The sequence below is a fragment of the Mesorhizobium sp. M1142 genome (genome assembly GCF_040318565.1).
Lineage (GTDB): Bacteria > Pseudomonadota > Alphaproteobacteria > Rhizobiales > Rhizobiaceae > Mesorhizobium.
In genome coordinates, this window is sequence record NZ_JAMYMK010000012.1 from 80,736 (window position 1) to 105,329 (window position 24,594).

Consider the following 24,594-nt stretch of genomic DNA (forward strand, 5'->3'; position numbering starts at 1 on the left):
CGCCGTCCGTTTGATGGCTCGTCAGCATAGCATGGAATTGTTTGCTATTCGGTCGCATTCGACCGGGAGGCGGTTCGCTCCCGGAAGCTCCGAAACGCCGTGCTGCAATTACCTGCATATGTGCTAATGTATTGTGGTCATGCGCATTGGTGCGTGGCCAATATAATGGGAGGATGCCATGAAAACCCTAAATCGCAGGTCTGCAATTGCGCTCGGCGTGACGGCGGCAGCGGTAACGCCTTTGTTCACGCTGGCGGCTGCTGCAAAGGTCAAGAAATACGGCCCGAAGGAAGGCAAGGAGATAGCCCCCGGCGTCAGGGTGGTCGAGGTCGGCACCGGCAATTCCGACATCCCCGCCTATAAGAGCATCTCAATTGTCGATGTGGTCTTCCAGCCGGGAGCAGCCGCCCCTGCAATGGTGATGGACAACGACATGGTGTGCACCATTGCCGCCGGTGAATTCACGATCAAGAAAGCCGACAAGGAATTCAAGCTCAAGGAAGGTGACGTATATACCTGCTCCAAGGGCAAGACCGACGCGGCAGCCAACACCAGCAAGGTGGTCGGCATCCACCGCATCGCCGTCTTGATACCTGCCTAGCGCATGCCGACGAAAACCGGCCCGCGTCCTTTTCGGAGCGCGGGCCTTTTGATGACGTGCGTGGCCTAGAGCGGTTCATCGTTTCACCGCTTCGACCCGGTCGACTTCGTCCAAGTGTGGTGAGGCTCATGCTGTTCATGGTTTTTCCGCCCGATTTTTACGTATGAGCGGTTCTCCCTCCGACCGCTTTGAAAGGGTGCGATTATATTAGAGATCGCGCAAGTTTCTGGCTGACTGCTGGCCGGTATAGGGGCCCGCATTGGCGGATTGGCAATCCGGCAGCGCGCTGGGCGTTTGGGCTTCACGAACCGGCTCGGTGCTCCTCCCGCGCTGCCTCCCAGACCTCGCGCGCCGCGTCTGCGTTCAGCGCCGCAATTCCGAGGCCGACGATCAAATCCGGCCATGCCGAGCGCCATAGGAAGGCAGTTATCAACCCGGCCAGTATGATCGCGATGTTGGCGACGGCGTCGTTGCGGGCCGAAAGGAATGCCGCCCTGGTAAGACTGCCGCTGTGACGGCGGTAGCGCGCCAGCATGTAGGCGCACGACAGGTTGACCGCCAAGGCGCCCAACCCCGCCAGCGTCAGCGCTGCCGGCTGCGGCGGCACCGGCATGTTGAACTTTTCCCACGCGGTCCACAGCGTCGCCAGGCCGGGCACCAGAAGGATAAGCGCCAGCGCCATGCCGACCCGCGAGCGGGCACGCAGCGACCAGCCCATGGCGAGCAGTATCAGGAGATTGACCGAGGCATCTTCCAGAAAATCGACGCTGTCGGCGAACAGCGACACCGAGCCGATCGCCAGCGCCACGGCGAATTCGATGCCGAAGTAACCGAGGTTCAGCAGCGCGACGACAAGCACCACCCGGCGAAGGCCGTCCGACGTAATGGCTTGCTGCATAGTCTGCCCCGATGTGATGGCGTTAATGTTATTGCTGGGCGTCCCGTTCCTCGACCGTCTCGATCTCGCAGGCTTTGAGGCCAGCCTAGGCCGAACATGGCACGTCTGTCACCAAAACACCTGCGAGCCAAAACAGGATGGTCACCCTGTTTTGGGCGTGCCCTCATGCGCGCCGCTCGTCAGGCAAAGCCGGGAACCGGCTTGGTCTTGCCGCTCAGTTGCGCGCCCAATGTCAGCGCCTGCGGGAAATTCCGGACGATCGCCGCCATCGCGGTGGCGCTGCCGGGGCGAAGGGCAATTCCGGCAATAGCAGCGGCAGCGTAGACCCGGGTCGAAAACAGTCTTTTCCAGGCCGCCTCGTAGCGTCTGGCGGCGGCCTCGCGCCCCGCTTGGCCACTTGGCGCGGATGCGAGTTCGCTAGCCAGCAGCCAGCCGGACTGAAGCGCCATCGAGATGCCCTCGGCGATAACGGGATGAGACTCTCCGGCTGCATTGCCGACCCGGAAGATGTCCTGTTCGTAGCAGGAGCGAATTCCCGGCCGGATCGGACCCGCGGCAAGCCACGGGCCGTCGAGGTGCGCCGGTTCCAGGGCGCCTCGCACGCCCCGGCATGAATTCATGACATGGCGTGAGACGACATCGGCGGCCGACACATGGCCCAGGTATTCGGGATCATGTTGTTTACGCAGCCGCGCGAGCACATCGCGGCGAATGCAGCACGAGATCGACAACCGTCCATGATCCGCCGAGACCATGCCGCCATAGCCGCCGGGAAAAGCCAGCAGAGGCATCAAATCCGGTGCGAGCGACGACCCGGTGAAATGCGCCTTGAAGCCGAGCAAGTCCGACGGCCGATTGGTCTTTGCGAGCTGGCTGGGTAATGGTCCCGGCTCCCAGGAGCCGTGTGCGGCGACAATCACCGGCGCACGCAACATCACCGCTTCATCCCCGGCCTGAACTCGTACACGTTGCATCTCACCATCCCGGTCGATGGCGACGGCGCGGCAGGGCTGGAAGATTTCGACGCCCGCCGATCGCGCCGCCTGTAGAAGCAGAGAGTCGAGAATGTCCCGGCCAAGCGCCCGGCCGAAGCCGTGTTTCGCACGAGACCCAGCTCCTGCACCAGGCATTGCCGCCTCGACGCAGGTCTCGCCGGAAAACAAACCGACGCGGCGGATTTCGGGGCCGGCATTGGCACGCCAGGCATCGCCGATCTCCAGCTGGTCGAGAAGCGCAAGATTGCTTGCCGAGATGTATTCGCCGCAGACCTTGCGGCGCGGAAATGCGGCCTTTTCCACAATGGCCGCGGCCCATCCGCGCCGGGCCAGCGTGAGCGCGACAGATGTGCCCGCCGGGCCGGCGCCTATGATGATCGCATCATGGGTCGACAATTTCGTCATGGCTCGTCACTGGCGCTGGCGCCGACGAAGATGTGGGAAAACGGGCCAGCGCGCCGTTCCTCGACCGGTCTGCCGTTGGCCGCAAGCCAGAGGCCGGAAAGCTCGCTGCCGCGAAAGCCGGCACGCACGCTCTGCGCCGCGTCGTTTCGTGTGACGTTGTTGGCGCCGATTGCCGGGAGAAGACGGGTCGCGGCCAGCGCCAGTTTCGCCCGCAGCGGCTCTGTCGCGATGAGCAACGGGGCTTTCGGCCTGATCAGCGAAAACAGACGCACGAGCTGCGCATCGTCGAGATGATGCAGAAACAGATTGACGGTCATGGCGTCGAACCGCACGCCCTCGATCTTTCCTGCCCAATCGAAGATATCGGCGGTGACGCCTTCGGCCTTCCATCCCAGCCTGTCGAAATCACCGCGCAGTTGCGCCGTGACAAGGTCGACGCGGTCGAGCATTACCAGTTCGACCCCGGGCCAATGCCTGGCCATGCGCCGCGCCACCGCCAGCATGAAGGAGCCATCGCCGGCGCCGATCTCCAGGATGCGGCGTGGCGGTTTTGGCACGAACCTCCTGAGCAACGACGTCATGATCGGCGCCTGAAACATCAGCATATTGATGCGACGAAGGTCGCGGCGCGCGACAAGCGCTCGCGGATCGTCGGCAGCAAGTCCGTCGAGGATTTCCGGCGCAAGCTGCCGACGCTCCAGGCCGCTCATGACACCGTTCGAAAGAGCATGGTTTCCGCCGTCAATCCTGGTCCGAACGACATGCCGCAGCCGAGCAGGCCGGGTGGCGCCTTCAACATCTCCTTCATCACGAACATGACGGTCGCGGACGACATGTTCCCATACCGGCGCAACACCTCGCGCGATGGGTCCAGCGCGGTGGACACCAGTTTCAGGGCCCTTTCGACGGCGTCGAGAACCGAACGTCCACCCGGGTGCACGGCCCAAAGGTCGATGTCTTCCGCCGATCGACCGCCGAGGATGGCGGCCTGGTTGCTCCGCAACGCTTCATGAATGGCTGCCGGAACCTGGCCGGAAAGAACCATTTCGAAGCCGTGGTCGCGAATGTTCCAGCGCATCAGCTCCCGCCGCTCCCTCGCCACCAGACAGTGAAAGCTATCGAGCTCGATGCCGGCCGGCTCGGCGGTCACGAGCGCGGCCGCGCAGCCGTCACCCCAAAGGCAGAACGACAGCAGTTTTTCGAGTTCAGTGGTTTCGCGCAGATGCATCGTGCAGAGCTCGATATTGACCAGCAGGACCTTGGCCTGTGGGTCGGAGCGGACGATGTGGTGGGCCAGCTTGAGGCCGTTGATTGCCGCGTAGCAACCCATGAACCCGATCATCGTGCGTTCGACACTATCCGGCAGCCCACACCGGGCAACCAGTTCGAGATCGATGCCCGGCGCCGAAAAACCGGTGCAGGTGGTGACGATCAAATGGGTGATGCGGGAGGCGTCGTCGCCAAGCTGCAATCCGTCGATGCCCTTTTGCGCCAGAACAGGTGCTGCATCGTCGAACATTGCCATTCTCATCGCCGTTCCGGGAAACGCACCGCGGATGAACGTCCCCGCTAGGTCGGCGGACGGTCCCTCGGGGTCGGACGCCGGCGCAAAGCAGGAATAGCGGTGCTCGATGCCGGCAAGATCGGCCATGCGTTCGAAGATCCTCCGGCGATCGGCCGCGAGCATCGAGGCCGCAAAACGCAGGTAGAATTGATGAACCTCGTGCTCCGGCACCGCTGTCGCGATCCGGTTGATATAGGCTTTGACGGACATATTCTGTCTCCTCGGCGTATGCACGGTGTGCCGCCGGAGGGTCTTTGGTTATTGACACCGATGTCGAACACCGGATTGAGCTGTTCGATAAACGTTTCCGAAAACTGATTTCTTCCCGAAGGTTCAGCACGTGCTGTTGGCAGGCAAACGGTTGGAGCCGGTGGGCGGTTGCGTCGGGCATCCAAAATCGCCACATCATGTTGACCTTCCATCTACTGGAAGGTCTATTTCCTCTGACAAAGGAGATTTCCGCCATGAACATCGGTATCGCATCCGAAAAATCCGGCCTGCCGTCCAAGACGATCCGTTATTACGAGGACATCGGGCTCTTGCATCCGGCCCGGACAGACAATGGCTATCGCGATTACTCGACGGCCGATATTCACCGGCTGCGCTTCCTGCAGCGCTCGCGAAGCCTGGGGTTTTCGGTCGACGAATGCCGCCAGTTGCTCTCGCTGTACCAGGACAGGGAACGTGACAGCGCCGACGTGAAGGCGATCGCGAAAGCCAAGCTGGTGGAGATCGACAGGAAGATCGCCGAACTGGTCGGATTGCGCGGCTTGCTCCACCATCTGGTCAGTCACTGCCACGGCGACGAGCGGCCGGATTGCCCGATCATCGACGAGCTGGCAGGACAAGGCGTCGCCCAGTGAGGTGGATTGAAAATCGGAGCGGCTGACGTGCGAACTTCGCTGTCATGCCGGCTTGTGCTGCCGCACGACCTTCCATTCATGCCAGATCAGCACCATGACGACAGCATCGAATACGGTCAGGACAAGCAGGCCGAACGAATGGGTGTAGGAGTAGCGGTAGACTTGATAGAACATAAATGCGCCCAGCGCCGCAAGCGATGCCGGATACGACCACAGCTTGCCTCTCAAAAGCCCGACAACGAGCAGCAGTTTTATCAGGCCGTGGCTAAGCAGGTAGAAGGCATAAAACTCCTTGCTGGCGACGGAAAAGTGGCTTGCCATCTGCGACAGATAGCCAGCTATGAAATCGTTCGGATCTTCGATCAATTCCTCTTGGGTGAATGTATTGACCCAGGAGGCAATGGCGTCGGTGGTGACGACATAAAGCAGGATCCCGCCCACGCATTCGATCAGGGCATGCGCCCCTTTAAGCCAGATGCTGAGCTCGAAAATCTGATGGATGCGGCGTTCGTCTACTGCTTTCACAAAATTCACCTTGCGATCGACAACAGCGGAAACGAGAAACGATGGATGCAGCCCTAACCCACTGGATCAACGCGGCAGCCGGGATCAGCCCTTTTCTTGATAAGGCAATGATCGCCGTCTCACAAATCGGCGTTCCGCTGATGGTGCTGGCTGTTGCCCTGCAATGGTGGGCAAAGGCCGACCGCTACCATGTGCGCCATGCTGCCTTGTCCGCCGGCTTGGCGTTCCTGCTCGGTCTGGCGATCAATCAGTTCATTTTGCTATTCGTCCACCGGCTGCGGCCCTACGATGCCGGCGTGACGCATCTGCTGATTGCGCCCAGCGCCGACTGGTCGTTTCCCTCCGACCACGCGACAGCCAGCTTTGCGGTTGTTGCGGCTCTTGCAATGCAAGGTCTGCCGCGCCGGACGCTGGCCCTCTCCATCATGGCATTGCTGATCTGCTGGTCGAGAATTTATATCGGCACCCACTATCTCACCGACGTGATAGGCGGTGCCATCACTGGCGTCTTAGGTGCCGTTGTGGTCCGATTGGCCTATCGCGAGAACTCCCGACTGGACAGTCTGGTCACAAGAATTCTCTAGCTCCTTATGTGCCAACGATGAGACGAGCAGCTATCATAGCGGTCCTGTCGCTTGCCTGCGTCTCTGTCGTGCTCGCCGCCGCCCATTCGGGTCGTGATGCGGTCATCGAGGCTCGCCAGGCCTCGATGAAGGAAATGGCCGCGGCGGCAAAGGCGATCGCTGGGATGTTCGACGGCAAGCAGGCGTACGACGCCGCAGCCTTCAAGGCGGCGGCCGAGACCATCCGCGCCCGCACCGGCCGTGCCCTGATTGCCGAATTCCCCAGCGCGACATTGGGCGCGCCTTCAGGCGCCAAGCCGGATATCGACCCCGCCCGCGCGGAGTTCGAAGAGCTGGCTCGCCACATCGGGACGCTGGCCAGCGCCTTGGCCTCCGACGCCGAGCGGGCGCCGCCGCGCATCACCGACGACATGAGAATGGGTTCCGGCCTGGCGATGGGCGGTGGCAGCCTGCTTGGCAAGCGACCATCACTCGCGGAAGCCGATCCCACTAAATTGCCGGCGGAGCACCTCCTGCATCTCATCTTGCAGGATTGCTCGAGCTGCATTCGAAATTCCGGCAAAAGGTCGAGTGATAGCGTCAGCTCCGCTGCAGCTGACCCGCCATGAAATTGCGCCAGCCGCCGAAATGCGAAATCTCCTTTGCATCGGTGAGGCCGGCACTTTCGACGAGGAAGCCTTTCGGCGAAGTTCCGTCATCAAGCAGAAGCGTCCCGATGCCGAGCGGCGGCGGGATCGCGGCGACGAAGCGCCCGAACGCTTGTGGCGAGAGCCGCCAGACTTCGACCTCGATCGCTGCCCCCTTGCCATTGCAGATCCGTTCGAGCCCCGGTCGCGGCACCGACTGGCCGGCAAGCGCGTAAAGCCGGTAGAGCGGCGCCGTTCTTGCCCCCCGGGCGAAAATCGCGCCGAGCTGCTGCAACTGGCCGTTCAGCGCCATCCCCGATAGATGCGCGCCGACCACGGCCAGCTCGATCGTGCCCTCGTCCACGTCGACGCGAACATCGCCACGCGGCGGCAGCGGCCAGCCTGTAGCGCCCAGCGCAAGGCCGCTTGCCGCATGGACATCCTGCGCAAGCGACGCCGTCAGATGGTCCTTGCCCGCCGCGGCAAGCAAGGTGACGCTCATCGGCAAACCGTCGCTGCGTGTTCCGGTCGGCACGGCGATGCCGCACATGTCGAGCAGATTGACGAAGTTGGTGTAGGTGCCGAGCCGGCTGTTGGTGACGATCGGATCGGCGAGAACCGCCTCGACTGTGTAGTGGGTCGGCGCGGTCGGCACACAGAATAGGTCGACCGAGGCGATGACCGGCGCAAGCCTGGCCTTGTAGCCTTGCAAGGCATAGAGCCCGTTGAAGGCGTCCGCGGCGGAAAGTTTTCGCGCACCGCCGATGATCTGCCGCGTCACCGGATGCATGGCCGCCTCGTTGGCTTCCATGAAGTCCTTGATCGCGGCGTAACGCTCCGCCACCCAGGCGCCCTCGTAAAGCAGATTGGCGGTGGCGTAGAAATCGCCGAACGGGATTTCGACCAGCCTGCAGCCCAGCTCTTCCAGCGCGGCAAGAGCGGCCTCGAAGCCCGCCTGCATCGCCTGGTCGCCGAAGAACGTCCAGTCGGCCCCGGCCGGCACGCCGACCGTCAGCACCGGCGGGCGCGCGGCAAGGGCCTGAATGGCGAAGTCGCGCGAATAGGGATCGGCGTTGTCCTTTGCCGCCGCGATCTCGAACACCCTGTAGGCGTCGTCGACGGTGAGCGCGAACACCGAGACGCAGTCTAGTGTCCGGCAGGCCGGCACGACGCCGGCGGCCGACAGCGCGCCGACGCTCGGCTTCAGCCCGATAATGTTGTTGAGGCCGGCGGGTATGCGCCCCGAGCCGGCGGTGTCGGTGCCGAGCGCGAACGAGACGATGCCGCGTGCCGTCGCCACGGCCGAGCCGCAAGACGAGCCGCCTGGCACCAGTTTTGGATCAATCGCGTTCCTCGGGATCGGATAGGGCGTGCGCACGCCGACGAGGCCGGTGGCGAACTGGTCGAGATTGCTCTTGCCGACGACCAGCGCGCCGGCGGCCTTGAGGCGTGCGACGACGTTGGCGTCTCTTACCGGCAAGTAGGCATATTCCGCACATGCTGCCGTCGTCGGCATGCCGGCGACATCGATGTTGTCCTTGACCGCGAATGGTACGCCCCACAGCGGCTTTGACACGGGGTCGAACGGGCCGAGCTTTTCTGCTTCGGCAAGCATCTCCGCCCTGCTCGCCAGATGAATGAAGATGCCCGGATCGTCGGCTGTCGCGAGCCGCGCATGGATCGTATCGATCACCTCGCCGACGGCGGCGCCGGCCTGATAGGCGGCGTGCAAGCTCGCTATATCGAAGCGGATGTCGCTCATTTGGCCTCGTCCAGAATGACTACCGGCAGGTTCCACTGGATGAGTACGACGCAGCCGTCTTTTGTCCACACCGAATGCTCGGTTCCGACCGGGTTCAGGATCACGCTGCCCGCGGCATAATCGCCGTTCTCGTCGCTCTGTGTGCCTTCCAGCACGATGATCGTTTCCAGCCCGGCATGGCGATGACGCGGCACGCCGGCGCCCGCCCGGTAGTTCAGGATCGCCACCGACGGTTCCGTCGGTCCGCCCTTGAGCAGCCAATGCACCGTAATGCCATCGCGGAAATGCTCGAACGGCAGGTCGCGCCAGCCCCCTTGAATGAGAGCCCGGTATGCAATGTTAGGCATTGGAAATTCCCTCGAGCACCTGATCGGTCGTTGCGGTCCAGCCGACGATGGCGCCCTGCGCCCTGATCATGGCCAGCGCTGCCGCCTTGAACTCGGGAAAATAGCTCTCCGTCGCATCGTCGGCGAGCAGGCAATCATAGCCGCGGTCGTTGGCCTCGCGCATCGTCGTCTGCACGCAGACCTCCGTCGTCACTCCGGCAAAGACCAATTGCTGTGCGCCGAGCCGCTTTAGGTCGTCGCCGAAGGTGGTGGCATAGAATGCGCCCTTGCCGGGTTTTTCGATGACGATCTCGCCAGGCAGTGGCGCAAGTTCATCGAGGATCGCCGTTCCCGGCTCGCCCACGATCAGCAGGCGACCCATCGGCCCGACGTCGCCGATCCGTATCGATGGGTTGCCGCGGTTGCGCTTGGCCGGCGGCAGATCCGAAAGGTCTGCCTTGTGGCACTCCATCGTGTGGATCACCGGCAGGCCGGCGGTGCGGAACCCCTCGATCAGCCTCTTCACCGTCGGCACAATCGCCGTGACCCGGCTGACGTCGTTGCCGAGGCTGGCGCCGAAGCCGCCCGGCTCGGCGAAATCGCGCTGCATGTCGATGACGACCAGCGCCATCGTCTCAGGCTTGAAGGCAAACGGAAACGGCAGCGCCTCGATCTCCGCCATCAATGATGTCCCGCCATGTGCTCGCCAATCGTCTGCACGCTCGCCTGCGCGATCGGCGTCTCGTAGACCAGCGCACCGTCGGACATGACGAAGATGCGGTCCGAAAGTTCAAGCAGTTCGTCGAGGTCCTCCGACATCAGAAGCACCGCGGCGCCGGCATTGCGCGCCTTCATGATACGGGCGCGGATTTCGGCCACGGCGGAGAAGTCGAGGCCGAAACACGGGTTGGAGACGATCAGAAGATCGACTTCGCCGGTCAGCTCGCGCGCCAGCACCGCGCGCTGCACATTGCCGCCCGACAGCGACGAAATCGGCGAAGCGAGCGAGGCGGTCTTGACCTTGAACTGTTCAACCAGACGCGCCGCGTAGTCCCTGATCGCGCTCATCCTGATCCAGCTGACCGGCTTGCCGGCCTCGTCGAGGTCGAAGGTCCGGAAGGCCATGTTTTCCGCGACCGTCATCTTCGGTGCGCAGGCATTGCGCAACGGTTCCTCCGGAATGAAGCGGACATTGAGCGTGCGCGCCTCGCTGCGGCTGGCGCCATAGGGCGAGCCCTTCACCAGAATGTCGCCGGCATTGCGCGCCCGCTGTCCGGCAAGGACTTCGAGAAACTCCTTCTGGCCGTTGCCGGAAATGCCGGCAACGCCGACGATCTCGCCGGACTTAACATCGAGTTCGCCGATGTCGATGGTTTTCAAGCCGGTGCGGTCGGGCGCCTTTAGCGACTTCACCGTAAGCACCTGCCGGGCTCCAGCCGGCACCGGAGCACGACTGTCGAGCGCTGAAATCGGCTGGTCGCCGATCATCATCGCCGCCATCTGCTTGTGGGAAAGGTCGGAGACCTTCCCGGTTCCGGTCAGTCTGCCCTTGCGCAGCACTGTGATGTCGTCGGCAAACGCCGTCACCTCGTGGAATTTATGCGAGATCATCAGCACCGTAAGGTCGCCGCTCCTTGTCATGTCGCGCACCAGCCCAAGCACCTCCTGCGCTTCGCCGGGAGTGAGCACCGAGGTCGGCTCGTCGAGCACCAGGAAACTGCGGCCGAGATAGAGCTGCTTGATGATTTCGAGCTTCTGCTTCTCGCCGGCCGCGAGTTCGGCCACCTTGACGTCGAGCGGCAGCTTGAACGGCATACGCTGCATGAATTGCGCAAGTGCGGCGCGCTCTTTGCGCCAGTCGATGACCCCGGGCACCTTCTCACGCGAAATAACCAGATTCTCCGCGCCGGTCAGCGACGGGACGAGCGTGAAATGCTGATAGACCATGCCGAGCCCTAGCGCCGAAGCGTCCTTGGGACTGGCGATCGCGACCTCGCGGCCTTCGACCAGCATGTCGCCGGCGGTCGGGTGATAAAAACCCATCATGCATTTGACCAGCGTCGACTTGCCGGCGCCGTTTTCGCCGAGCAGCGCATGGAACGATCCCGCCGGCACCTTTATCGAGACGTCGTCCAGCGCGGTGAAGGCGCCGAAGCGCATGGTCATGCCGATGGTCTCGACGCCGACGGCTTTCTTGGCTCCGCTCAAGATCGTGTCCTCACGGCAGCTGCGCGACGAAGGATGCCGAGTTCGACACCGCGCCGAACACGCCGCCCTGCATCTTGATCATCTTGATCGCGGCAAGATGGTTGCCGTAATCGGTCGCGCCGCAGCAATCCTCCAGCATCACGCATTCGAAGCCGCGATCGTTGGCCTCGCGCATCGTCGTGTGGACGCAGACATCGGTGGTGATGCCGGTCAGCACGATGTTTTCGATGCCGCGCTGGTGCAGGATCAGTTCGAGGTCGGTGGCGCAGAACGAGCCCTTGCCCGGCTTGTCGATGATCGGTTCGCCCACCGCCGGATAGAGGTCGGGGATGATGTCCCAGCCGGGTTCGCCGCGCACCAGGATGCGCCCGCATGGTCCGGGGTCGCCGATGCCGGCATTGATGCGGCGCGAGCGCCAGCGCTTGTTGGCCGGCAGGTCGGCGAGATCGGGCCGGTGGCCCTCGCGCGTGTGGATGATGGTGTAGCCCTTGGCCCGCATGGCTGCGAGCACCGACTTGATCGGCTCGATCGGCGCCCGCACCAGCGAAAGATCGTAGCCCATATGATCGACATAGCCGCCCGGCCCGCAGAAATCGGTCTGCATGTCGATGATGATCAGCGCCGTATTGTCTGGCCGCAGCTCGCCATTATAGGGCCATGGATAGGGATCGGCATCGATGTAGCGCTGGGTGATCTCGGCTCTGGCGTTCATCGGAAAAACTCCAGTTATTTGGTGATCGACAATTCGCCCGGCGCGCCGGCAAGCGAGCGGCTCGGCGACGAGGTGGCGATCATGATGATGAGCGTGAGGATGTAAGGCGCGGCGTAGAAGAGATAGTAGCCCTGCGTCACCCCGACCGATTGCAGTGCCGGGCCCAGCGCGCCCGCACCGCCGAACAATAGTGCCGCGGCAAAGCAGCCGAGCGGATTCCAGCGCGCGAAGATGACCAGCGCCACCGCCATCAGCCCCTGCCCCGACGAGATGCGTTCGGTCCAGCTGCCGGGATAGTAGAGCGACAGATAGGCGCCGCCGATGCCGGCGAGCGCACCGCCGACACCTGTCGCAAGCAGGCGCACGGTGTTGGGATTGAGGCCCATGGCGCGCGCCGCATCGGAGCTGTCGCCGACGACGCGCACGATCAGGCCGGCACGCGTGTTGCGGAAGGCCCACCACAGGAACACGGCAAGTGCCGCACCGATCAGGAACAGGATGTTGACGTTGAGCGCCGCCTGCACCTGCGGAATATCCGACCAGCCACCGAAGGCGATGGCCGGCAGGTCTGGTGCCGAGGGCTGGATGAACGGCTTGCCGAAGAAGAAGGCGAGACCGGAGCCGAACAGCATCAGCGCGATACCGATGGCGATGTCGTTCACCCCGCGGAATTTGCAGATCCAGCCGTGGAACAAGCCGAAGCAAAGACCGGCACCTGCGGCGGCCAACAGGCCGAGCCATGGCGAGCCGGTCATCACCGCGACGGCGTAGGCGGTCATGGCACCGAAGACCAGCGTGCCTTCGAGGCCGAGATTGATGCGGCCGGAGCGCTCGGTGATGGCTTCGCCAAGCGAGACGAAGACGAAGGGCGTCGAAACGCGGATGGCGCCGCCGAGAATGGCGAGCGGCACGCCCCACAGGCCGATCTCGGTCGCGTCCATCAGGAGCCCCTCTTCCACAGATCGGGATTGAAGACCTTGAAGCGGCCGTAAAAAGTTTCACTGAACAGGATGACGACGAAGAGCATGCCTTGCAGCACCAGCACGGTGGCGTCGGGCAGGTCCATGCGGCGCTGGATCAGCCCGCCGGAAGCGCCGATGCCGCCGAGCAGGAAAGCGACCGGGATGATGGCGAGCGGATTGTGGCGGGCGAGGAAGGCGACGAGGATGCCGGTATAACCATAGCCGGCGGCGAGCGAGGCGTTGGCGCTGCCTTGCGCGGCGCCGACCTCCAGCATGCCGGCCAGCCCGGCAAAGCCGCCGGCGAGCCCGGTGAAGCCGACGATCAGCGGCCCGACGGCAAGCCCCTGCACCTGGGCCGCCCTGACATTGCCGCCGGCAATGCGGGCGGCAAATCCCCAGCGCGTCTTTTCGATCAGCAGCCAGGACAGGACGCAGGCGACGATACCGAGCATAAGGCCCCAGTGCACGTCCATGCCTGGAATGTTGCCGATGCGGTAGGCATCCGCCAGCGGCTCGGTCGAGGGTTTGTTGAGCGAGGCCGGATCGCGCAGCGGCCCTTCGACCAGATGGTTCATCACCGCGATGGCGATATAGGCCATCAGCAGGCTGGAGATGGTTTCGTTGACGGCGCGGTAGTGGCGGAGTGCGCCGACGGCACCGACCCAGATGCCGCCGGCGACCACGCCCGCCGCGCCCATCAGCAGGATGACCAGAAAAGCCGGCGCGCCATTCACTGCCACGCCGATGGCGGCGGCGGCAACACCGCCCAGCACGATCGCGCCTTCGCCGCCGATGACGACAAGGCCAAGTCGTGCCGGCAGCGCCACGCAGAGCGCTGCCAATAAAAGCGGTGCTGCCCGCGACAGCGAGTTCTGGATCGAGAACCACGAGCCGAAGCCGCCACGCCACATCGTCTCGAAGAGTTGCACCGGCGATTTGCCGACCAGCGCGATGAACACGCTGAACAGCGCCATGCCGACGATCAGCGCCGCGAGCGGTATGACGAAGGCTTCCGCCCGCCGCGCCGCCCATTCGAGCGCCGCCGGATAATTCCTGGCGCCAAACAGCGCCGGTGCGCCCGCAGTGCCGACCGTGTCTGCCATAGCCCCGTCTCCGATCCGGTTCAGGCGGTCGAACCGACGACGCCCTCGACCAGGTAGTCCATGCTTTCGAGTTCGAGCGCGGTCTCGACGAAGGCTTGGCCCTCGGTCGCGACGACGACGCCCTTGTTGCTCTTCAGCGGACCCTTGATGACGGAAAATCCGCCTTTCATCATTTCGGCCAGCGTGCCGTCGAACTGCTTGCGGGCGGCGTCACCGACGGCGGGGCCGAGCGGGCTCATCTTGACGAAGCCGTCGGCCAGGCCGCCGCGCGTGAAATTGGGCAGCGGCGTGCCGGCCACCAGATCGTCGACGAACATCTTGTAGACCTTGGCCCAGTTCCATTCCGCGCCGGTCAGGTATTTTTCCGGCGCCAGCGGGCTCTGGTTGGCATGATAGCCGCAGACGAAGGCGCCACGCCCGGCCGCCGTCTCGACCACCACCTTGGGGCTGTCGACATGACAGGTGATGACGTCGGCACCCTGGTCGACCAGCGCATTGGCGGCCTCCGCCTCCTTGACCGCCAGCGACCACTCGCCGGTGAAGATCACCTGGCAGGTGATGGTCGGGTCGACCGAGCGCGCGCCGAGCAGGAAGGAATTGATGTTGAGCAGCACCTGCGGGATCGGCTTTGCCGCGACGAAGCCGAGCTTCTTGGTCTTGCTGGTGTGGCCGGCGACGACGCCGTTCAGATACTGGCCCATGCCGATATAGCCGAAATAGGAGCCGGCATTCATCGGATGCTTGTCCTTGCTCCACATGCCTCCGCAATGGCGGAACTGCACGTCGGGGAATTTCGCGCACATGGCCAGCATGTGCGGATCGAAATAGCCGAACGAGGTCGGGAAGATCAGCGACGCACCGTCGAGATTGATCATCGATTCCATCGTCTTCTGGACGTCGACGGTCTCAGGCACGTTCTCCTCTTCGACCACGGAAATGCCTTCAATCCTCTTCAGCGTGGCGGCGCCTTCGGCATGCGCCTGGTTATAGCCGTAATCGTCCTTTGGCCCGACATAGATGAAGCCGACGGTGGCCGTCGCGGCGAAGGCCCTGCTGATCGGAAACGATGCGGACGCAAGGCCGAGCGCCGCTCCGACGGCGGACGTCTTGAGCAGCTCGCGACGGCTAAGCATGAATCTCTCGGACATTGAATGCTCCCTCTATGGGGCCTTTTGGGGCCGGTTAACACCTCAATGAGAGAAGTGTATGCAATCAGCGTGCCAGTTTCAGAAATTGGATTTATTCAGCAATATCAATGAGTGCATGGATGTGGACTGCACAAAGCCAGAGCAATTGCATACACTTTTTGCCTCCAAAGTCGTCAATTTGACATGAAGGCTAAAACATAGGCATACAGAGCAGCGAGGAATCGAAGCCGGTGAGTGGCTCACGGCTCTAGCGAAAAGACTGGACGGAGGAGACGTGTCGGGAAAGCGCAATTTGATCAGGTCGGGCACGACCGTCGATCAGATGGTGAGGGCGATCAGCGACCGGATCGTCACCGGTTTCCTGCGTCCCGGCGAAAAACTCGACGAAGCCTCGCTCGCCGCCCGCTTCGACGTTTCACGCACGCCGATCAGGGAAGCGCTAAGCCGGCTCAGTGCTATGGGACTGGTCGAAAGGCGGCCGAACCGCGGCGCCACCGTCGCCGTGGTGACGCAGGAGCACCTCGCCTCGATGTTCGAGAGCATGGCCGAGCTTGAAGCGATCTGCGCGCGCTTCTCGGCCGAGCGCATGACGGCGGGCGAGCGCCACACGCTGGAGGCCGAGCACCAGGCCTCGGCGCGCTTGGTGCAGCTCGGAGCCGAAGAAGAGTATGAGCTTTTCAACACCCAATTCCACACCCGGCTCTATCGCGGCGCCCACAGCAAGCACATTTATGAACTGACCGTCATGACGCGCGGCCGCCTGGCGCCGTTCCGGCGCGCGCAATTCATGCTGCCCGGCCGGCTGGCCCAGTCGTGGCAGGAGCATGACGCCATCGTCACCGCAATCATGCGCGGCGACAGTACGGCCGCCGGAATAGCCGCCAAGGATCATGTCTCGATCGTCAGCGAGGCGAGCGCCGTCTTTGCCATCGGCGATCGCCCCAAAGGCAAGGCCGAGCCGGTCCCGACATCGGCTTCCTAGAGCATTTTGCAGCCAAGTGAATCACTTGGCGTCGCAGAAATGCGGCTAAACAAACAGATAGAGCGGGATGGCCGTTGAACGCATCCCGCTCTAGCCCTCAATCGACCAGCACGGCGACCACGGCAGCGCAGTCGCCGGCCTTGACCAGCCCCGGAAAATGCCGCGCGGCCAACAGACCGGACATTTTGGCCCGGATCTCCTGCGGAGCGCCGCCGGTGCGGCCTATGGAATGGATGCGTGCCATCACCTGGTTTTCTACCACCGGCTCGCCGAGATCGATCATCGTTTCGATCATCCCGTCGTCCTCGGCGAACGAGAAGCAATCGCCGGACGGCATGTCGAGCCAGCGGGTTGGCTGCATCTCGACCGCGCCGGCGACGATGCCGGCATGGCGCAGCACGTTGAGCACGCCGCGCCGCGCGATCCGCACCGTTTCGGCGCGCGAAGTCCCACCGCCGCCGAGCTCGGTGGTGATGAACAGCTTGCCCATCTCTTCGGCGGCAGTGTCGAACATGCCGACCGCATCGATCTCCAGCATCTTCATCGACCAAGGCGCGGAGAACGCTTCGACCGCCGCGAACCCCTTCGCTTCCAGCACCTTGTCAGGCCGGATGTGGGCAGCGCAGAACGGCACGAAGTCGAGCGTCTTGCCGCCGGAGTGGAAATCGAGCGCGATGTCGGTGCGGGGCAGAAGCTCGCGCTGGAAATAATCGGCGATCTTCTCGGTCACCGTGCCGTCGGGCCGGCCGGGAAAGCTGCGGTTTAGATTGCCCTTGTCGATCGGCGAGGTGCGGGTGCCGGCGCGGAACGCCGGATAATTCATCGCCGGCACGATGATGACCGTGCCGCTGACTTGCTTCGGGTCGAGCGTACGGGCGAGGTCATAGAGCGCCAGCGGCCCCTCGTACTCGTCGCCATGATTGCCGCCGGTCAGCAATGCGCTCGGCCCCTTGCCGTTGCGGATGACGCAGATCGGGATCATGACCGATCCCCAGGCGGAATCGTCGCGGCTGTAAGGCAGGCGCAGGAAACCGTGCTGAACCCCGTCGCGCTCGAAATCGACGGTCGGCGTGATCGGTGACGGGCGAAGGCTGGACATCGGGCTCAATTCTTCACCACCAGTTTGCGCGGCACATTTGCCAGGCACTCGACGCCCGTCTCGGTGATCAGGATGGATTCGGTGATTTCCAAGCCCATCGTCTCGAGCCACAAGCCGGTCATGAAATGGAAGGTCATACCGGGCTTCAACTCGGTGCGGTCGCCCGGACGCAGGCTCATCGTGCGCTCGCCCCAGTCAGGCGGATAGGAAAGCCCGATCGGGTAGCCGGTGCGGTTGTCCTTGACGATGCCGTATCTCTTCAGCACCGCGAAGAAGGCGTTGGCGATGTCCTCGCATGTGTTGCCGGGCTTGGCGGCGGCAAGTCCCGCCTCCATGCCTTCCAGCGTCGCCTTTTCGGCGTCGAGGAACTCCTGCGTCGGCTTGCCGAGGAAAACGGTGCGCGACAGCGGGCAGTGATAGCGGTTGTAGCAGCCGGCGATCTCGAAGAAGGTACCCTCGCCCGATTTCATCGGCCGGTCGTCCCAGGTCAGGTGCGGCGCCGATGCGTCGGCGCCCGACGGCAGCAGCGGCACGATCGCCGGATAGTCGCCGCCGACGCCGTCGACGCCGCGCGTGCCGGCATCGTAGATCTCGGCGACCAGGTCGCATTTGCGCATGCCGACTTCGATCTTGTCGACGATGCGCTGGTGCATCGCTTCGACGATGCGGGCGGCTTTGCGCATGTAATCGATTTCGGTCGGGCTCTTCACCGCGCGCTGCCAGTTGACCAGCGCCGTGGCATCGACGAAGCGGGCATTGGGCAAGTGCTTCTGCAGCGATGCGAAGGCAGCGGCGGAGAACCAGTAATTATCCATCTCGACACCGATGCGGAGCTTCCCCCAGCCGCGATCGGAAAGCACGCCGGACAGAAAATCCATCGGATGGCGCTCGGTCGACTGCACGTAGTTGTCGGCATAGCCGACGATGTTGTCGTGCGCGAGATAGGCGGTGCGCTTGGCGCCGTTGGCGTCCTGGCCGCGCCCGTACCACACCGGCTCGCCCGACGGCGGCACGATGACGGCCTGGTGCACATAGAACGACCAGCCGTCATAGCCGGTCAGCCAGGCCATGTTGGACGGATCGCTGACAATCAGCAGATCGACGCCCTTGGCCTCCATCGCCTTCCGCGTCTTGGCGAGGCGCTCCGCATATTCGCCGCGCGAGAATTTCAAATTTGGCTGCATTGTTCTTGGTCCTCGTTTGTTGGGCCTTGCGGCCAGCATCAGCTTTCGAAAATCGTACCGGTCTTGGCCGCACGCGCCCGGTCGCGGGCGAGCGTGGCGATTGCCGTGTCCTGCACGCCTGTGCCCGTCAGATCGGCAATGGTGATGTCGCTGTCCGAGCGCCGGCCATACCTTTCGCCGGCGATGATATGGCCAAGCTCGGTGATCTCGGCATCGGCCGCCATCACGCCCGCCGCGATGGCATGGTGCAGTTCGCCCAGGCGCCGCGTCTGCTTGGCGCTGTCAGCAACGTAGAGATCGGCCATGCGCAGGATCGCCGGCGCGATCTCGTTCTTGTGCTCGGCATCCGAGCCCATGGCAGTGATATGCTGGCCGGCGGAGACGAAGCCGGGCTTGATCAGCGGCTCGGTCGACGGCGTCGTGGTGACGATGATGTCGGCATCGGCCGCAGCCTTTGCCGCGTCGGGCTCGGCGTGAACGGCGATGCCCAGTCTTTCGGACAATGCGTCTGCCGCGGCTTCGGCCTTGGCGGCATCCCTTGCCCAGATGCGGGCTTCCGTGATCGGCCGCACCAGCATCAGCGCCTCGAGCTGCAGTCCGGCCTGAACACCGGCGCCGAAGATCGCGGCGACGGAGGAGTCCGCCCGCGACAGATGTTTGGCGGCGACCGCACCGGCGGCGGCGGTGCGGATGTCGGTGAGATAGCCATTGTCGAGCAGCAGCGCCTCGATCAATCCGGTTTTGGACGACAGCAGCACCATCATGCCGTTGACGCTGGGCAGGCCGAGCTTCGGATTGTCGAAGAAACCTGGGCTGATCTTGATCGCAAAACCGTCGATGCCCGGCACATAGGCGGTCTTGACGTCGACCTCGCCGCGATGCTCTGGAATGTCCAGCCGCAAGATAGACGGCATCGCCACCGGCAAGGTAGCGAGCGCCCGAAACGCGTTCTCGACGCAGGCGACGGCATCAAGATCGAGCTTCACGATTTTGCGCAATTCAGCTTCGGTGAGGATCGTCATACGGCTCATGCTGCGCTCTCCGCAATTGCTTCGCCGCAGATGATCTTGCGGTGCAGTGCCATGTCGATGTTGCGGCCGGACAGAATGAGCACCGTCGGGCCGCTCACCCTGACCTTGCCGGCAAGCACGGCTGCGATGCCGACCGCGCCGGCGCCTTCGACGATCTCGCGCTCCTGTTCATAGGCATGGCGGATGCCGGTGGCGATCTCGTCCTCGCTGAGCAGGATCACATCATCGAGCAGGTCACGACACATCGAGAAGGTCAGCCGGTTGTCGAGGCCGATGCCGCCGCCGAGCGAGTCCGCCAGCGTCGGCAGTTCCTCGACCAGCACCGGGTGCCCGGCGTCGAGGCTCGCCTTCATCGCCGCACCGCGCGCCATCGAGATGCCGACGACCTTCGTCGCCGGGCTGACGCCCTTGACGGCAGCGGCAACGCCAGCCGCCAGCCCACCGCCAGACAGCGGCACCAGCACAAGGGCGGCATCAGGAACCTGTTCGATGATCTCCAGCCCGAGCGTGCCTTGCCCGGCGACAATGGCAGGATGGTCGAAGGGCGGCAGCATGATCAGCCCGTCTTCCGCGACCAGCCGTTCGACCTCCCGCTGCGCATCGTCCTGGCTGTTGCCGACGATGCGGATCTCGGCGCCGAGCCGGCGGATCTCGTCGAGCTTGTTCTGCGGCACCAGCCGCGACATGCAGATCGTCGCGTGGATGCCTTGCAGTTGTGCGGCATAGGCAAGCGCCCGACCGTGGTTGCCGGTCGAGGCGGCGACGACGCCACGCGCCTTCTCCTCTTCTGTCAGCGAAGCGATAGCGTTCGAGGCACCGCGCAGCTTGAAGGCGCCGGTGGTCTGCCGATGTTCGAGCTTGAGATAAACAGGAGCGTCCAAGTGCTGAGAAAGACTCCGGGAAGGAACGGTCGGCGTACGCTCGATCTTGCCTGCGATGCGCTCGCGCGCGGCGCGGATATCGGGGAGGCTTATCTGGGAAGCGGTCATGGCTCATCAATCAGTTCAGCGGCAGCGTCATCAGGCGGCCGAATTCAGGGCGCGGCTCGTCGTCGTCGCAAAGGCGCAGGCAATTCCAGGCCGTTGCCTGGTTGCTGGTGACGACGGGGCGGCCGATAGCCTCTTCCATGCCGACAACTGCCGCCGCCGACCGCAGCGCCGTGCAGGACACGAACAGCGCGTCGGCCTGCGAGGCCATCGCATCACGGGCCAGATCGACCAAGGATTTCGGCGCAATCCGCGCCATCTCGCGATCATCCTCGAAGCCGAGGCAAGTAAAACTGGCGATCTCGAATCCATGCTCGGTGAAATAGGTCGCCATCGGCCGGCTGGTCTCGACCGTGTAAGGGGTGAGGATGCTGACCGTCCTGGCGCCCAGCGCCTTCAGGCCGCGCACGCCGGCCATCGGCGGCGTGACCACCGGCACGCCGGGCTTGGCGGCCTGCACCGCCGCCTCGATTTCGGCATCGCCGATCACGACGGAGGCCGAGGTGCAGGAATAGCAGATCGCATCGAGCGGCTCGTCGGGCAGGATGAGGGCCGCCCCCGCCGTCAGTGACGGCTGCATCTTGCGCAAATTGTCCGGCGTCGTCGGATTGGCGTAGGGGATGCGCGCGACATAGACGCCGATACGATCGCTTGCCACCATGCGGTGAAAATCCGGTTCGCTGGTATGGTCGGTGGCAAGGATGATCAGGCCGACCCGCTTTTCCAGCGGACGCGCATCGAGCGGCGGCCGGACCGAGCGCAGGCGGATATCGGGTGCAGCGCTCATCGTTCGATCCGCCCATAACGGTGTTCCAGCCAGCGCAGCAACACCACCGAGAACAGGCTGATGGCGAGGAAGAAAGCGCCGACCAAGGTGATCGGTTCGATATACCGATAATAGGTGTTGGCGACGCTCTTGGCCTGGTTCATCAGTTCCAGCACGGTGATCGCCGACAGCAGCGGCGTCTCTTTGAACATGGCGATGAAATAATTGGCAAGCGCCGGGATCATCGGCGGGATCGCCTGCGGAATGATGATGTGCGTCCAGGTCTGCGTGGCATTCAGATTGCAGGCCTTGGCCGCTTCCCATTGGCCGCGCGGCACATTGTCGATGCCGGCGCGGTAGACCTCGGCCGTGTAAGTGCCGTAATGCAGTCCGAGACCGATGACGCCCGCCACCAACGGCGGCAACAGGACGCCGAAATCCGGCAGCACGTAGAAGATGAAATAGAGCTGCACCAACAGCGGCGTGCCACGGATGAACTCGGCAACGAAACCGACGGTGCGCGACAGGGCCCGGTTCGGCGAACGGCGCGCCAACGCAATGCCCAGCCCGACGACGGCCGCCAGCACCGAGCCGAGCAGCGTCGCCAGGATGGTGATCTTCACCCCCTCGATCAGCGTCGGCAGGATCTGCCGGACAAAATCCCAATCCCATTCCATTAGCAGGCCCGATCGATCATACGCGCACCCCGTCGAGGCCACGAGCCATGCGGCGTTCCAGCGACCGCACGCCCCAGGAGATGAGCAGCGCCAGGACGAAATAGATGACGAGGATGGTGCTGAACGGCACCAGTGTATTGCCGGTCTGCGAGCGGACCACCTGCGCCTGGAAGGTCAGGTCTGCAAGCGAGATCAACGAAACGACGGCGGTGGCCTTGAGCAGCTCGATGGCGTTGTTGCCGAAGGTCGGCAGCATCACCAAAAGCGCTTGCGGCAGGATGATATGGCGCATGGCTTGCCAGCGGCCGAGATTGAGCGCGGTGCAGGCCTCATATTGTTCGCGGCCGATCGACTTGATGGCGCCGCGCACGACTTCCGCCGCATAAGCGCCGACATTGAGGCCTAGCGCCAGCACGCCGGCCTGCAGCGGCGTCAGCGAAATGCCGGCGAAAGGCAGCACGAAATAGGCCCAGAACAGCTGCACGAAGATCGAGGTGCCGCGGAAGAACTCGATATAGGCGGTGGCCAGCGCGCGCAGCACGAAAAACCGCGACAGCCGCCCCAGCCCGGCAAGAAAGGCCATGACCAAGGCCAGCACCGACCCCATCAGCGTCAACTCGATGGTGACGAGTGCTCCTTGCAATATCAGGCCGAAATAGCCGGACCATTGGGTCATTGGGTCGAGAGTTTCCGCGTTGAATGTCCAGCGAGACGTTGGCTTCAGCCTCCTTCTCCCCGTTCACGGGAAAAAGATGCCGGCAGGCAGATGAGGGGCAGAGCCAGCTTGGCAGAACTTTGTGCTGCCCCTCATCCGGCCCTTCGGGCCTCCTTCTCTCCGTGAACGGGGAGAAGGAAGACCCGCCTATTTCGCCGAGCAGAGCTTGTCGCGGCTCGTCGACATTGCCGCCGCCGCCGAGAAACCGTAAGGCTCGATGATCTTGGCGAACTCGCCGGACTTCTTCAGTTTCGCCAGCTCGACATCATAGGCGTCGCGCAGCGCTTCGTCGCCCTTCTTGAAGGCTGCGCCGTCGCAATAGACCGGCGCACCGACCACCGGCGCGATGACTTCGAGGTTCGGATCATTGGCTTTCTTGACCAGGTCGTTGATCGACAGCACGGGCAGTGAATAAGCATCGATGCGGCCGTCCTGCAGCATCTTCAGGCCGCTCTGGCCGTCCGGCACGACGATGACGCGCTCGCGCGGCACACCTGCGGTTAGCGCCAGCTTTTCCTCGGTGCCGCCACCCGGTGCGCCGATCGTCGCGCTGGTGTCCTTGGCGACGTCCTCGTAGCTCTTGAAGCCTTTCGGGTTGCCCTTCTTCACCAGCATCGCCTCGGCGTCGCACAGCACCGGTTCCGAATAGGCGACCGCAGCGCAACGTTCCGGCTTCATGAACAGGCCGGCGGTGACGACGTCGAAACGGCCGGCCTGCAAGCCGGGGATCATGGCGCCATATTCCGAGATCGAGGCGACGATATCGTTGACGCCAAGACGTTTGAAGATTTCACGGGCAACGTCAGGCGCCGCACCCGAAACCTTGCCGTCGGCAGCGACCGCCGTATAGGGCGGCTCGTTGGCGATAGCGACGCGGGCAAAGCCTTGCGCCTTGAGCTCTTCGAGCTTGCTGTCATCGGCCGAGCCGGACGTCGAGGCGGCCAGCACCGCCGCCAGCGCAATACCGGCGACGCCGGCCAAAATGGCAAATTTCTTCATTGTTCCCAACTCCTTGTTTGTCTGTCTTCTTGGCTTGCTTGAGGCGTCGCCGCCTCGCATGGCAGTCAGACCCGATGTCCGGCCGCAATGATCTTCTTCAGGAAACCTTGCGTACGCTCCTGTTTGGGATGGCGGAAAATCTCGTCGGGCTTGCCTTCCTCGACTATTCTGCCGCGATCGAAGAACAGCACCCGGTCGGCGAAGTCATGGGCGAAACCCATCTCGTGGGTGACCAGCAGCATGGTCATGTCGGTCTCGGCGGCGAGCTTGCGCATGACGTTGAGGACCTCGTCGACGAGCTCCGGGTCGAGCGCCGAGGTGACCTCGTCGAACAGCATGATCTTCGGCGACAGCGCCAGCGCCCGGGCAATCGCGACGCGCTGCTTCTGTCCGCCGGAAAGCTGCGCCGGCATCGCTTTGGCCTTGTCGACCATGCCGACCATGTCGAGCAGTTCCATCGCCCGCTTTTCGGCGGCGGCCCGCGGCACGCCTTTGGTCAGCATCGGTGCCAGCGTCACATTGTCGATGACGCATTTGTGCGGAAACAGATTGAACAGTTGGAAGACCATGCCGATCTTCTGGCGCATCTTTGCCAAATGCCGTTCATCGGCCGTCAGCAGCCGGCCGTTACGCTCCATGTGGTACAGCTGTTCGCCATCGACCTGGATGTGGCCGCTGTCGATACGCTCTAGCGTCATCAGGATACGCAGGATCGTCGTCTTGCCCGAACCCGATGGGCCGATCAGCGCCAGCTTCTCGCCGGGCATGACTTGCATCGAGAGGCCGTCCAGCACCTTGAAGGTGCCGAAGCTTTTCGAAATGCCGTCGATCTTGATGATGGGCGCCGACAATGAATTTCCCGTGCTGGAGAAG

27 protein-coding genes are annotated in these 24,594 nt (G+C 63.5%); 5 read left to right on the forward strand and 22 right to left on the reverse strand.

All coding sequences use genetic code 11. The features are described from left to right. The first annotated feature begins 178 nt into the window (after window positions 1-178). Entirely contained in the window at window positions 179-601 is a 423-nt protein-coding gene (locus tag NKH42_RS20215; protein ID WP_352507110.1) for a hypothetical protein, read from the forward strand. Between the two features lie 301 nt (window positions 602-902). On the opposite strand, the gene NKH42_RS20220 is transcribed toward NKH42_RS20215, so the two are convergent. The 4 genes from NKH42_RS20220 to NKH42_RS20235 form a co-directional block, all read right to left on the reverse strand. Next, complete coding sequence (locus NKH42_RS20220) at window positions 903-1,499, reverse strand: cation efflux transmembrane domain-containing protein (RefSeq protein ID WP_352507109.1); 597 nt, start codon at window positions 1,497-1,499, stop codon at window positions 903-905. A 179-nt stretch (window positions 1,500-1,678) separates the two neighbouring features. Further along, entirely contained in the window at window positions 1,679-2,899 is a 1,221-nt protein-coding gene (locus tag NKH42_RS20225) for an NAD(P)/FAD-dependent oxidoreductase (RefSeq protein WP_352752730.1), read from the reverse strand. Next, window positions 2,896-3,609, reverse strand: coding sequence for a methyltransferase domain-containing protein (locus NKH42_RS20230; RefSeq protein WP_352752732.1), 714 nt, complete (start codon window positions 3,607-3,609; stop codon window positions 2,896-2,898). Before NKH42_RS20230 ends, NKH42_RS20225 begins: the two co-directional genes overlap by 4 nt. Further along, window positions 3,606-4,673, reverse strand: coding sequence for a type III polyketide synthase (locus tag NKH42_RS20235; protein ID WP_352507106.1), 1,068 nt, complete (start codon window positions 4,671-4,673; stop codon window positions 3,606-3,608). The genes NKH42_RS20230 and NKH42_RS20235 overlap by 4 nt, the downstream gene beginning before the upstream one ends. A 254-nt stretch (window positions 4,674-4,927) precedes the next feature. Between NKH42_RS20235 and cueR the strand changes: the two genes are divergently transcribed. After that, on the forward strand, window positions 4,928-5,326 hold the full coding sequence (gene cueR, locus NKH42_RS20240) for a Cu(I)-responsive transcriptional regulator (protein WP_352452335.1): 399 nt from the start codon (window positions 4,928-4,930) through the stop codon (window positions 5,324-5,326). A gap of 42 nt (window positions 5,327-5,368) precedes the next feature. On the opposite strand, the gene NKH42_RS20245 is transcribed toward cueR, so the two are convergent. Beyond that, window positions 5,369-5,851: a DUF2127 domain-containing protein gene (locus tag NKH42_RS20245; protein WP_352452336.1), complete on the reverse strand. Its 483-nt coding sequence runs from the start codon at window positions 5,849-5,851 to the stop codon at window positions 5,369-5,371. Window positions 5,852-5,892: 41 nt separating this feature from the next. Between NKH42_RS20245 and NKH42_RS20250 the strand changes: the two genes are divergently transcribed. Then, window positions 5,893-6,435 (forward strand): phosphatase PAP2 family protein, encoded by a 543-nt coding sequence (locus NKH42_RS20250; RefSeq protein WP_352507104.1) that lies wholly within the window; start codon window positions 5,893-5,895, stop codon window positions 6,433-6,435. A gap of 17 nt (window positions 6,436-6,452) precedes the next feature. Continuing rightward, window positions 6,453-7,043, forward strand: a complete 591-nt coding sequence (locus NKH42_RS20255; RefSeq protein WP_352974373.1) for a cytochrome c — start codon at window positions 6,453-6,455, stop codon at window positions 7,041-7,043. Here the strand turns inward: NKH42_RS20255 and atzF are convergent. From atzF to NKH42_RS20295, 8 genes are read right to left on the reverse strand one after another with little or no spacing between them, the layout of a single operon-like run. Beyond that, window positions 7,015-8,823, reverse strand: a complete 1,809-nt coding sequence (gene atzF, locus NKH42_RS20260) for an allophanate hydrolase (protein WP_352507102.1) — start codon at window positions 8,821-8,823, stop codon at window positions 7,015-7,017. The genes NKH42_RS20255 and atzF overlap by 29 nt on opposite strands. Beyond that, on the reverse strand, window positions 8,820-9,170 hold the full coding sequence (locus NKH42_RS20265; protein ID WP_352475666.1) for a cupin domain-containing protein: 351 nt from the start codon (window positions 9,168-9,170) through the stop codon (window positions 8,820-8,822). Before NKH42_RS20265 ends, atzF begins: the two co-directional genes overlap by 4 nt. Further along, complete coding sequence (locus NKH42_RS20270; protein ID WP_352507101.1) at window positions 9,163-9,831, reverse strand: cysteine hydrolase family protein; 669 nt, start codon at window positions 9,829-9,831, stop codon at window positions 9,163-9,165. The genes NKH42_RS20265 and NKH42_RS20270 overlap by 8 nt, the downstream gene beginning before the upstream one ends. Then, the gene (locus tag NKH42_RS20275; RefSeq protein WP_352689630.1) at window positions 9,831-11,315 is read right to left on the reverse strand and encodes an ABC transporter ATP-binding protein; all 1,485 of its coding nucleotides are present in this window, start codon (window positions 11,313-11,315) and stop codon (window positions 9,831-9,833) included. The genes NKH42_RS20270 and NKH42_RS20275 overlap by 1 nt, the downstream gene beginning before the upstream one ends. Before the next feature lie 52 nt (window positions 11,316-11,367). Beyond that, on the reverse strand, window positions 11,368-12,069 hold the full coding sequence (biuH, locus tag NKH42_RS20280; RefSeq protein WP_254819471.1) for a biuret amidohydrolase: 702 nt from the start codon (window positions 12,067-12,069) through the stop codon (window positions 11,368-11,370). A 14-nt stretch (window positions 12,070-12,083) separates the two neighbouring features. Beyond that, window positions 12,084-13,010, reverse strand: coding sequence for an ABC transporter permease (locus tag NKH42_RS20285; RefSeq protein ID WP_352507100.1), 927 nt, complete (start codon window positions 13,008-13,010; stop codon window positions 12,084-12,086). Further along, window positions 13,010-14,134, reverse strand: coding sequence for an ABC transporter permease (locus NKH42_RS20290; RefSeq protein WP_352507099.1), 1,125 nt, complete (start codon window positions 14,132-14,134; stop codon window positions 13,010-13,012). The genes NKH42_RS20285 and NKH42_RS20290 overlap by 1 nt, the downstream gene beginning before the upstream one ends. A gap of 20 nt (window positions 14,135-14,154) precedes the next feature. Further along, window positions 14,155-15,282 carry a BMP family ABC transporter substrate-binding protein gene (locus NKH42_RS20295; protein WP_352507098.1) on the reverse strand — a complete coding sequence of 376 codons (1,128 nt, stop codon included), beginning with the start codon at window positions 15,280-15,282 and terminating at the stop codon, window positions 14,155-14,157. 322 nt (window positions 15,283-15,604) lie between these two features. On the opposite strand from NKH42_RS20295, the gene NKH42_RS20300 reads away from it, so the two are divergent. Then, window positions 15,605-16,264 (forward strand): GntR family transcriptional regulator, encoded by a 660-nt coding sequence (locus NKH42_RS20300; RefSeq protein WP_352507174.1) that lies wholly within the window; start codon window positions 15,605-15,607, stop codon window positions 16,262-16,264. A gap of 97 nt (window positions 16,265-16,361) precedes the next feature. Here the strand turns inward: NKH42_RS20300 and doeB are convergent, their stop codons facing one another. The 9 genes from doeB to ehuA all read right to left on the reverse strand — a co-directional run bounded on the left by doeB (window position 16,362) and on the right by ehuA (window position 24,572). Next, window positions 16,362-17,363 carry a N(2)-acetyl-L-2,4-diaminobutanoate deacetylase DoeB gene (gene doeB / locus NKH42_RS20305; protein WP_352507097.1) on the reverse strand — a complete coding sequence of 334 codons (1,002 nt, stop codon included), beginning with the start codon at window positions 17,361-17,363 and terminating at the stop codon, window positions 16,362-16,364. A 5-nt stretch (window positions 17,364-17,368) separates the two neighbouring features. Beyond that, complete coding sequence (doeA, locus tag NKH42_RS20310) at window positions 17,369-18,547, reverse strand: ectoine hydrolase DoeA (protein WP_352507096.1); 1,179 nt, start codon at window positions 18,545-18,547, stop codon at window positions 17,369-17,371. Window positions 18,548-18,585: 38 nt separating this feature from the next. After that, complete coding sequence (gene eutC, locus NKH42_RS20315; RefSeq protein ID WP_352689617.1) at window positions 18,586-19,578, reverse strand: ectoine utilization protein EutC; 993 nt, start codon at window positions 19,576-19,578, stop codon at window positions 18,586-18,588. Beyond that, a complete protein-coding gene (gene eutB, locus NKH42_RS20320) occupies window positions 19,575-20,567 on the reverse strand; it encodes a hydroxyectoine utilization dehydratase EutB (protein WP_352507094.1) in 993 nt (330 codons plus the stop codon). Before eutB ends, eutC begins: the two co-directional genes overlap by 4 nt. A 10-nt stretch (window positions 20,568-20,577) precedes the next feature. Next, complete coding sequence (gene eutA / locus NKH42_RS20325) at window positions 20,578-21,351, reverse strand: ectoine utilization protein EutA (protein WP_352507093.1); 774 nt, start codon at window positions 21,349-21,351, stop codon at window positions 20,578-20,580. Beyond that, entirely contained in the window at window positions 21,348-22,007 is a 660-nt protein-coding gene (gene ehuD, locus NKH42_RS20330; protein WP_254819480.1) for an ectoine/hydroxyectoine ABC transporter permease subunit EhuD, read from the reverse strand. The genes eutA and ehuD overlap by 4 nt, the downstream gene beginning before the upstream one ends. A gap of 16 nt (window positions 22,008-22,023) precedes the next feature. After that, entirely contained in the window at window positions 22,024-22,683 is a 660-nt protein-coding gene (gene ehuC, locus NKH42_RS20335; protein ID WP_254819481.1) for an ectoine/hydroxyectoine ABC transporter permease subunit EhuC, read from the reverse strand. A gap of 186 nt (window positions 22,684-22,869) precedes the next feature. After that, window positions 22,870-23,721 carry an ectoine/hydroxyectoine ABC transporter substrate-binding protein EhuB gene (gene ehuB / locus NKH42_RS20340; RefSeq protein ID WP_352752735.1) on the reverse strand — a complete coding sequence of 284 codons (852 nt, stop codon included), beginning with the start codon at window positions 23,719-23,721 and terminating at the stop codon, window positions 22,870-22,872. A gap of 65 nt (window positions 23,722-23,786) precedes the next feature. Then, window positions 23,787-24,572, reverse strand: a complete 786-nt coding sequence (gene ehuA / locus NKH42_RS20345) for an ectoine/hydroxyectoine ABC transporter ATP-binding protein EhuA (protein WP_023677199.1) — start codon at window positions 24,570-24,572, stop codon at window positions 23,787-23,789. Between the last annotated feature and the right edge of the window lie 22 nt (window positions 24,573-24,594).

Excerpts from the sequence above, each read along its gene's own strand:
- NKH42_RS20215 (WP_352507110.1), top strand. The coding sequence starts at position 179 with ATGAAAACCCTAAATCGCAGGTCTGCAATTGCGCTCGGCGTGACGGCG.
- eutB (WP_352507094.1), bottom strand. The coding sequence starts at position 20,567 with ATGACCGCTTCCCAGATAAGCCTCCCCGATATCCGCGCCGCGCGCGAG.
- ehuD (WP_254819480.1), bottom strand. The coding sequence starts at position 22,007 with ATGGAATGGGATTGGGATTTTGTCCGGCAGATCCTGCCGACGCTGATC.
- NKH42_RS20275 (WP_352689630.1), bottom strand. The coding sequence starts at position 11,315 with ATGACCATGCGCTTCGGCGCCTTCACCGCGCTGGACGACGTCTCGATA.
- NKH42_RS20250 (WP_352507104.1), top strand. The coding sequence starts at position 5,893 with ATGGATGCAGCCCTAACCCACTGGATCAACGCGGCAGCCGGGATCAGC.
- NKH42_RS20285 (WP_352507100.1), bottom strand. The coding sequence starts at position 13,010 with ATGGACGCGACCGAGATCGGCCTGTGGGGCGTGCCGCTCGCCATTCTC.
- NKH42_RS20235 (WP_352507106.1), bottom strand. The coding sequence starts at position 4,673 with ATGTCCGTCAAAGCCTATATCAACCGGATCGCGACAGCGGTGCCGGAG.
- NKH42_RS20265 (WP_352475666.1), bottom strand. The coding sequence starts at position 9,170 with ATGCCTAACATTGCATACCGGGCTCTCATTCAAGGGGGCTGGCGCGAC.
- NKH42_RS20255 (WP_352974373.1), top strand. The coding sequence starts at position 6,453 with ATGAGACGAGCAGCTATCATAGCGGTCCTGTCGCTTGCCTGCGTCTCT.
- NKH42_RS20270 (WP_352507101.1), bottom strand. The coding sequence starts at position 9,831 with ATGGCGGAGATCGAGGCGCTGCCGTTTCCGTTTGCCTTCAAGCCTGAG.
- ehuC (WP_254819481.1), bottom strand. The coding sequence starts at position 22,683 with ATGACCCAATGGTCCGGCTATTTCGGCCTGATATTGCAAGGAGCACTC.
- eutC (WP_352689617.1), bottom strand. The coding sequence starts at position 19,578 with ATGAGCCGTATGACGATCCTCACCGAAGCTGAATTGCGCAAAATCGTG.
- cueR (WP_352452335.1), top strand. The coding sequence starts at position 4,928 with ATGAACATCGGTATCGCATCCGAAAAATCCGGCCTGCCGTCCAAGACG.
- NKH42_RS20290 (WP_352507099.1), bottom strand. The coding sequence starts at position 14,134 with ATGGCAGACACGGTCGGCACTGCGGGCGCACCGGCGCTGTTTGGCGCC.
- doeA (WP_352507096.1), bottom strand. The coding sequence starts at position 18,547 with ATGCAGCCAAATTTGAAATTCTCGCGCGGCGAATATGCGGAGCGCCTC.
- NKH42_RS20225 (WP_352752730.1), bottom strand. The coding sequence starts at position 2,899 with ATGACGAAATTGTCGACCCATGATGCGATCATCATAGGCGCCGGCCCG.
- ehuB (WP_352752735.1), bottom strand. The coding sequence starts at position 23,721 with ATGAAGAAATTTGCCATTTTGGCCGGCGTCGCCGGTATTGCGCTGGCG.
- NKH42_RS20230 (WP_352752732.1), bottom strand. The coding sequence starts at position 3,609 with ATGAGCGGCCTGGAGCGTCGGCAGCTTGCGCCGGAAATCCTCGACGGA.
- NKH42_RS20220 (WP_352507109.1), bottom strand. The coding sequence starts at position 1,499 with ATGCAGCAAGCCATTACGTCGGACGGCCTTCGCCGGGTGGTGCTTGTC.
- NKH42_RS20300 (WP_352507174.1), top strand. The coding sequence starts at position 15,605 with ATGGTGAGGGCGATCAGCGACCGGATCGTCACCGGTTTCCTGCGTCCC.
- biuH (WP_254819471.1), bottom strand. The coding sequence starts at position 12,069 with ATGAACGCCAGAGCCGAGATCACCCAGCGCTACATCGATGCCGATCCC.
- doeB (WP_352507097.1), bottom strand. The coding sequence starts at position 17,363 with ATGTCCAGCCTTCGCCCGTCACCGATCACGCCGACCGTCGATTTCGAG.
- NKH42_RS20295 (WP_352507098.1), bottom strand. The coding sequence starts at position 15,282 with ATGTCCGAGAGATTCATGCTTAGCCGTCGCGAGCTGCTCAAGACGTCC.
- atzF (WP_352507102.1), bottom strand. The coding sequence starts at position 8,823 with ATGAGCGACATCCGCTTCGATATAGCGAGCTTGCACGCCGCCTATCAG.
- eutA (WP_352507093.1), bottom strand. The coding sequence starts at position 21,351 with ATGAGCGCTGCACCCGATATCCGCCTGCGCTCGGTCCGGCCGCCGCTC.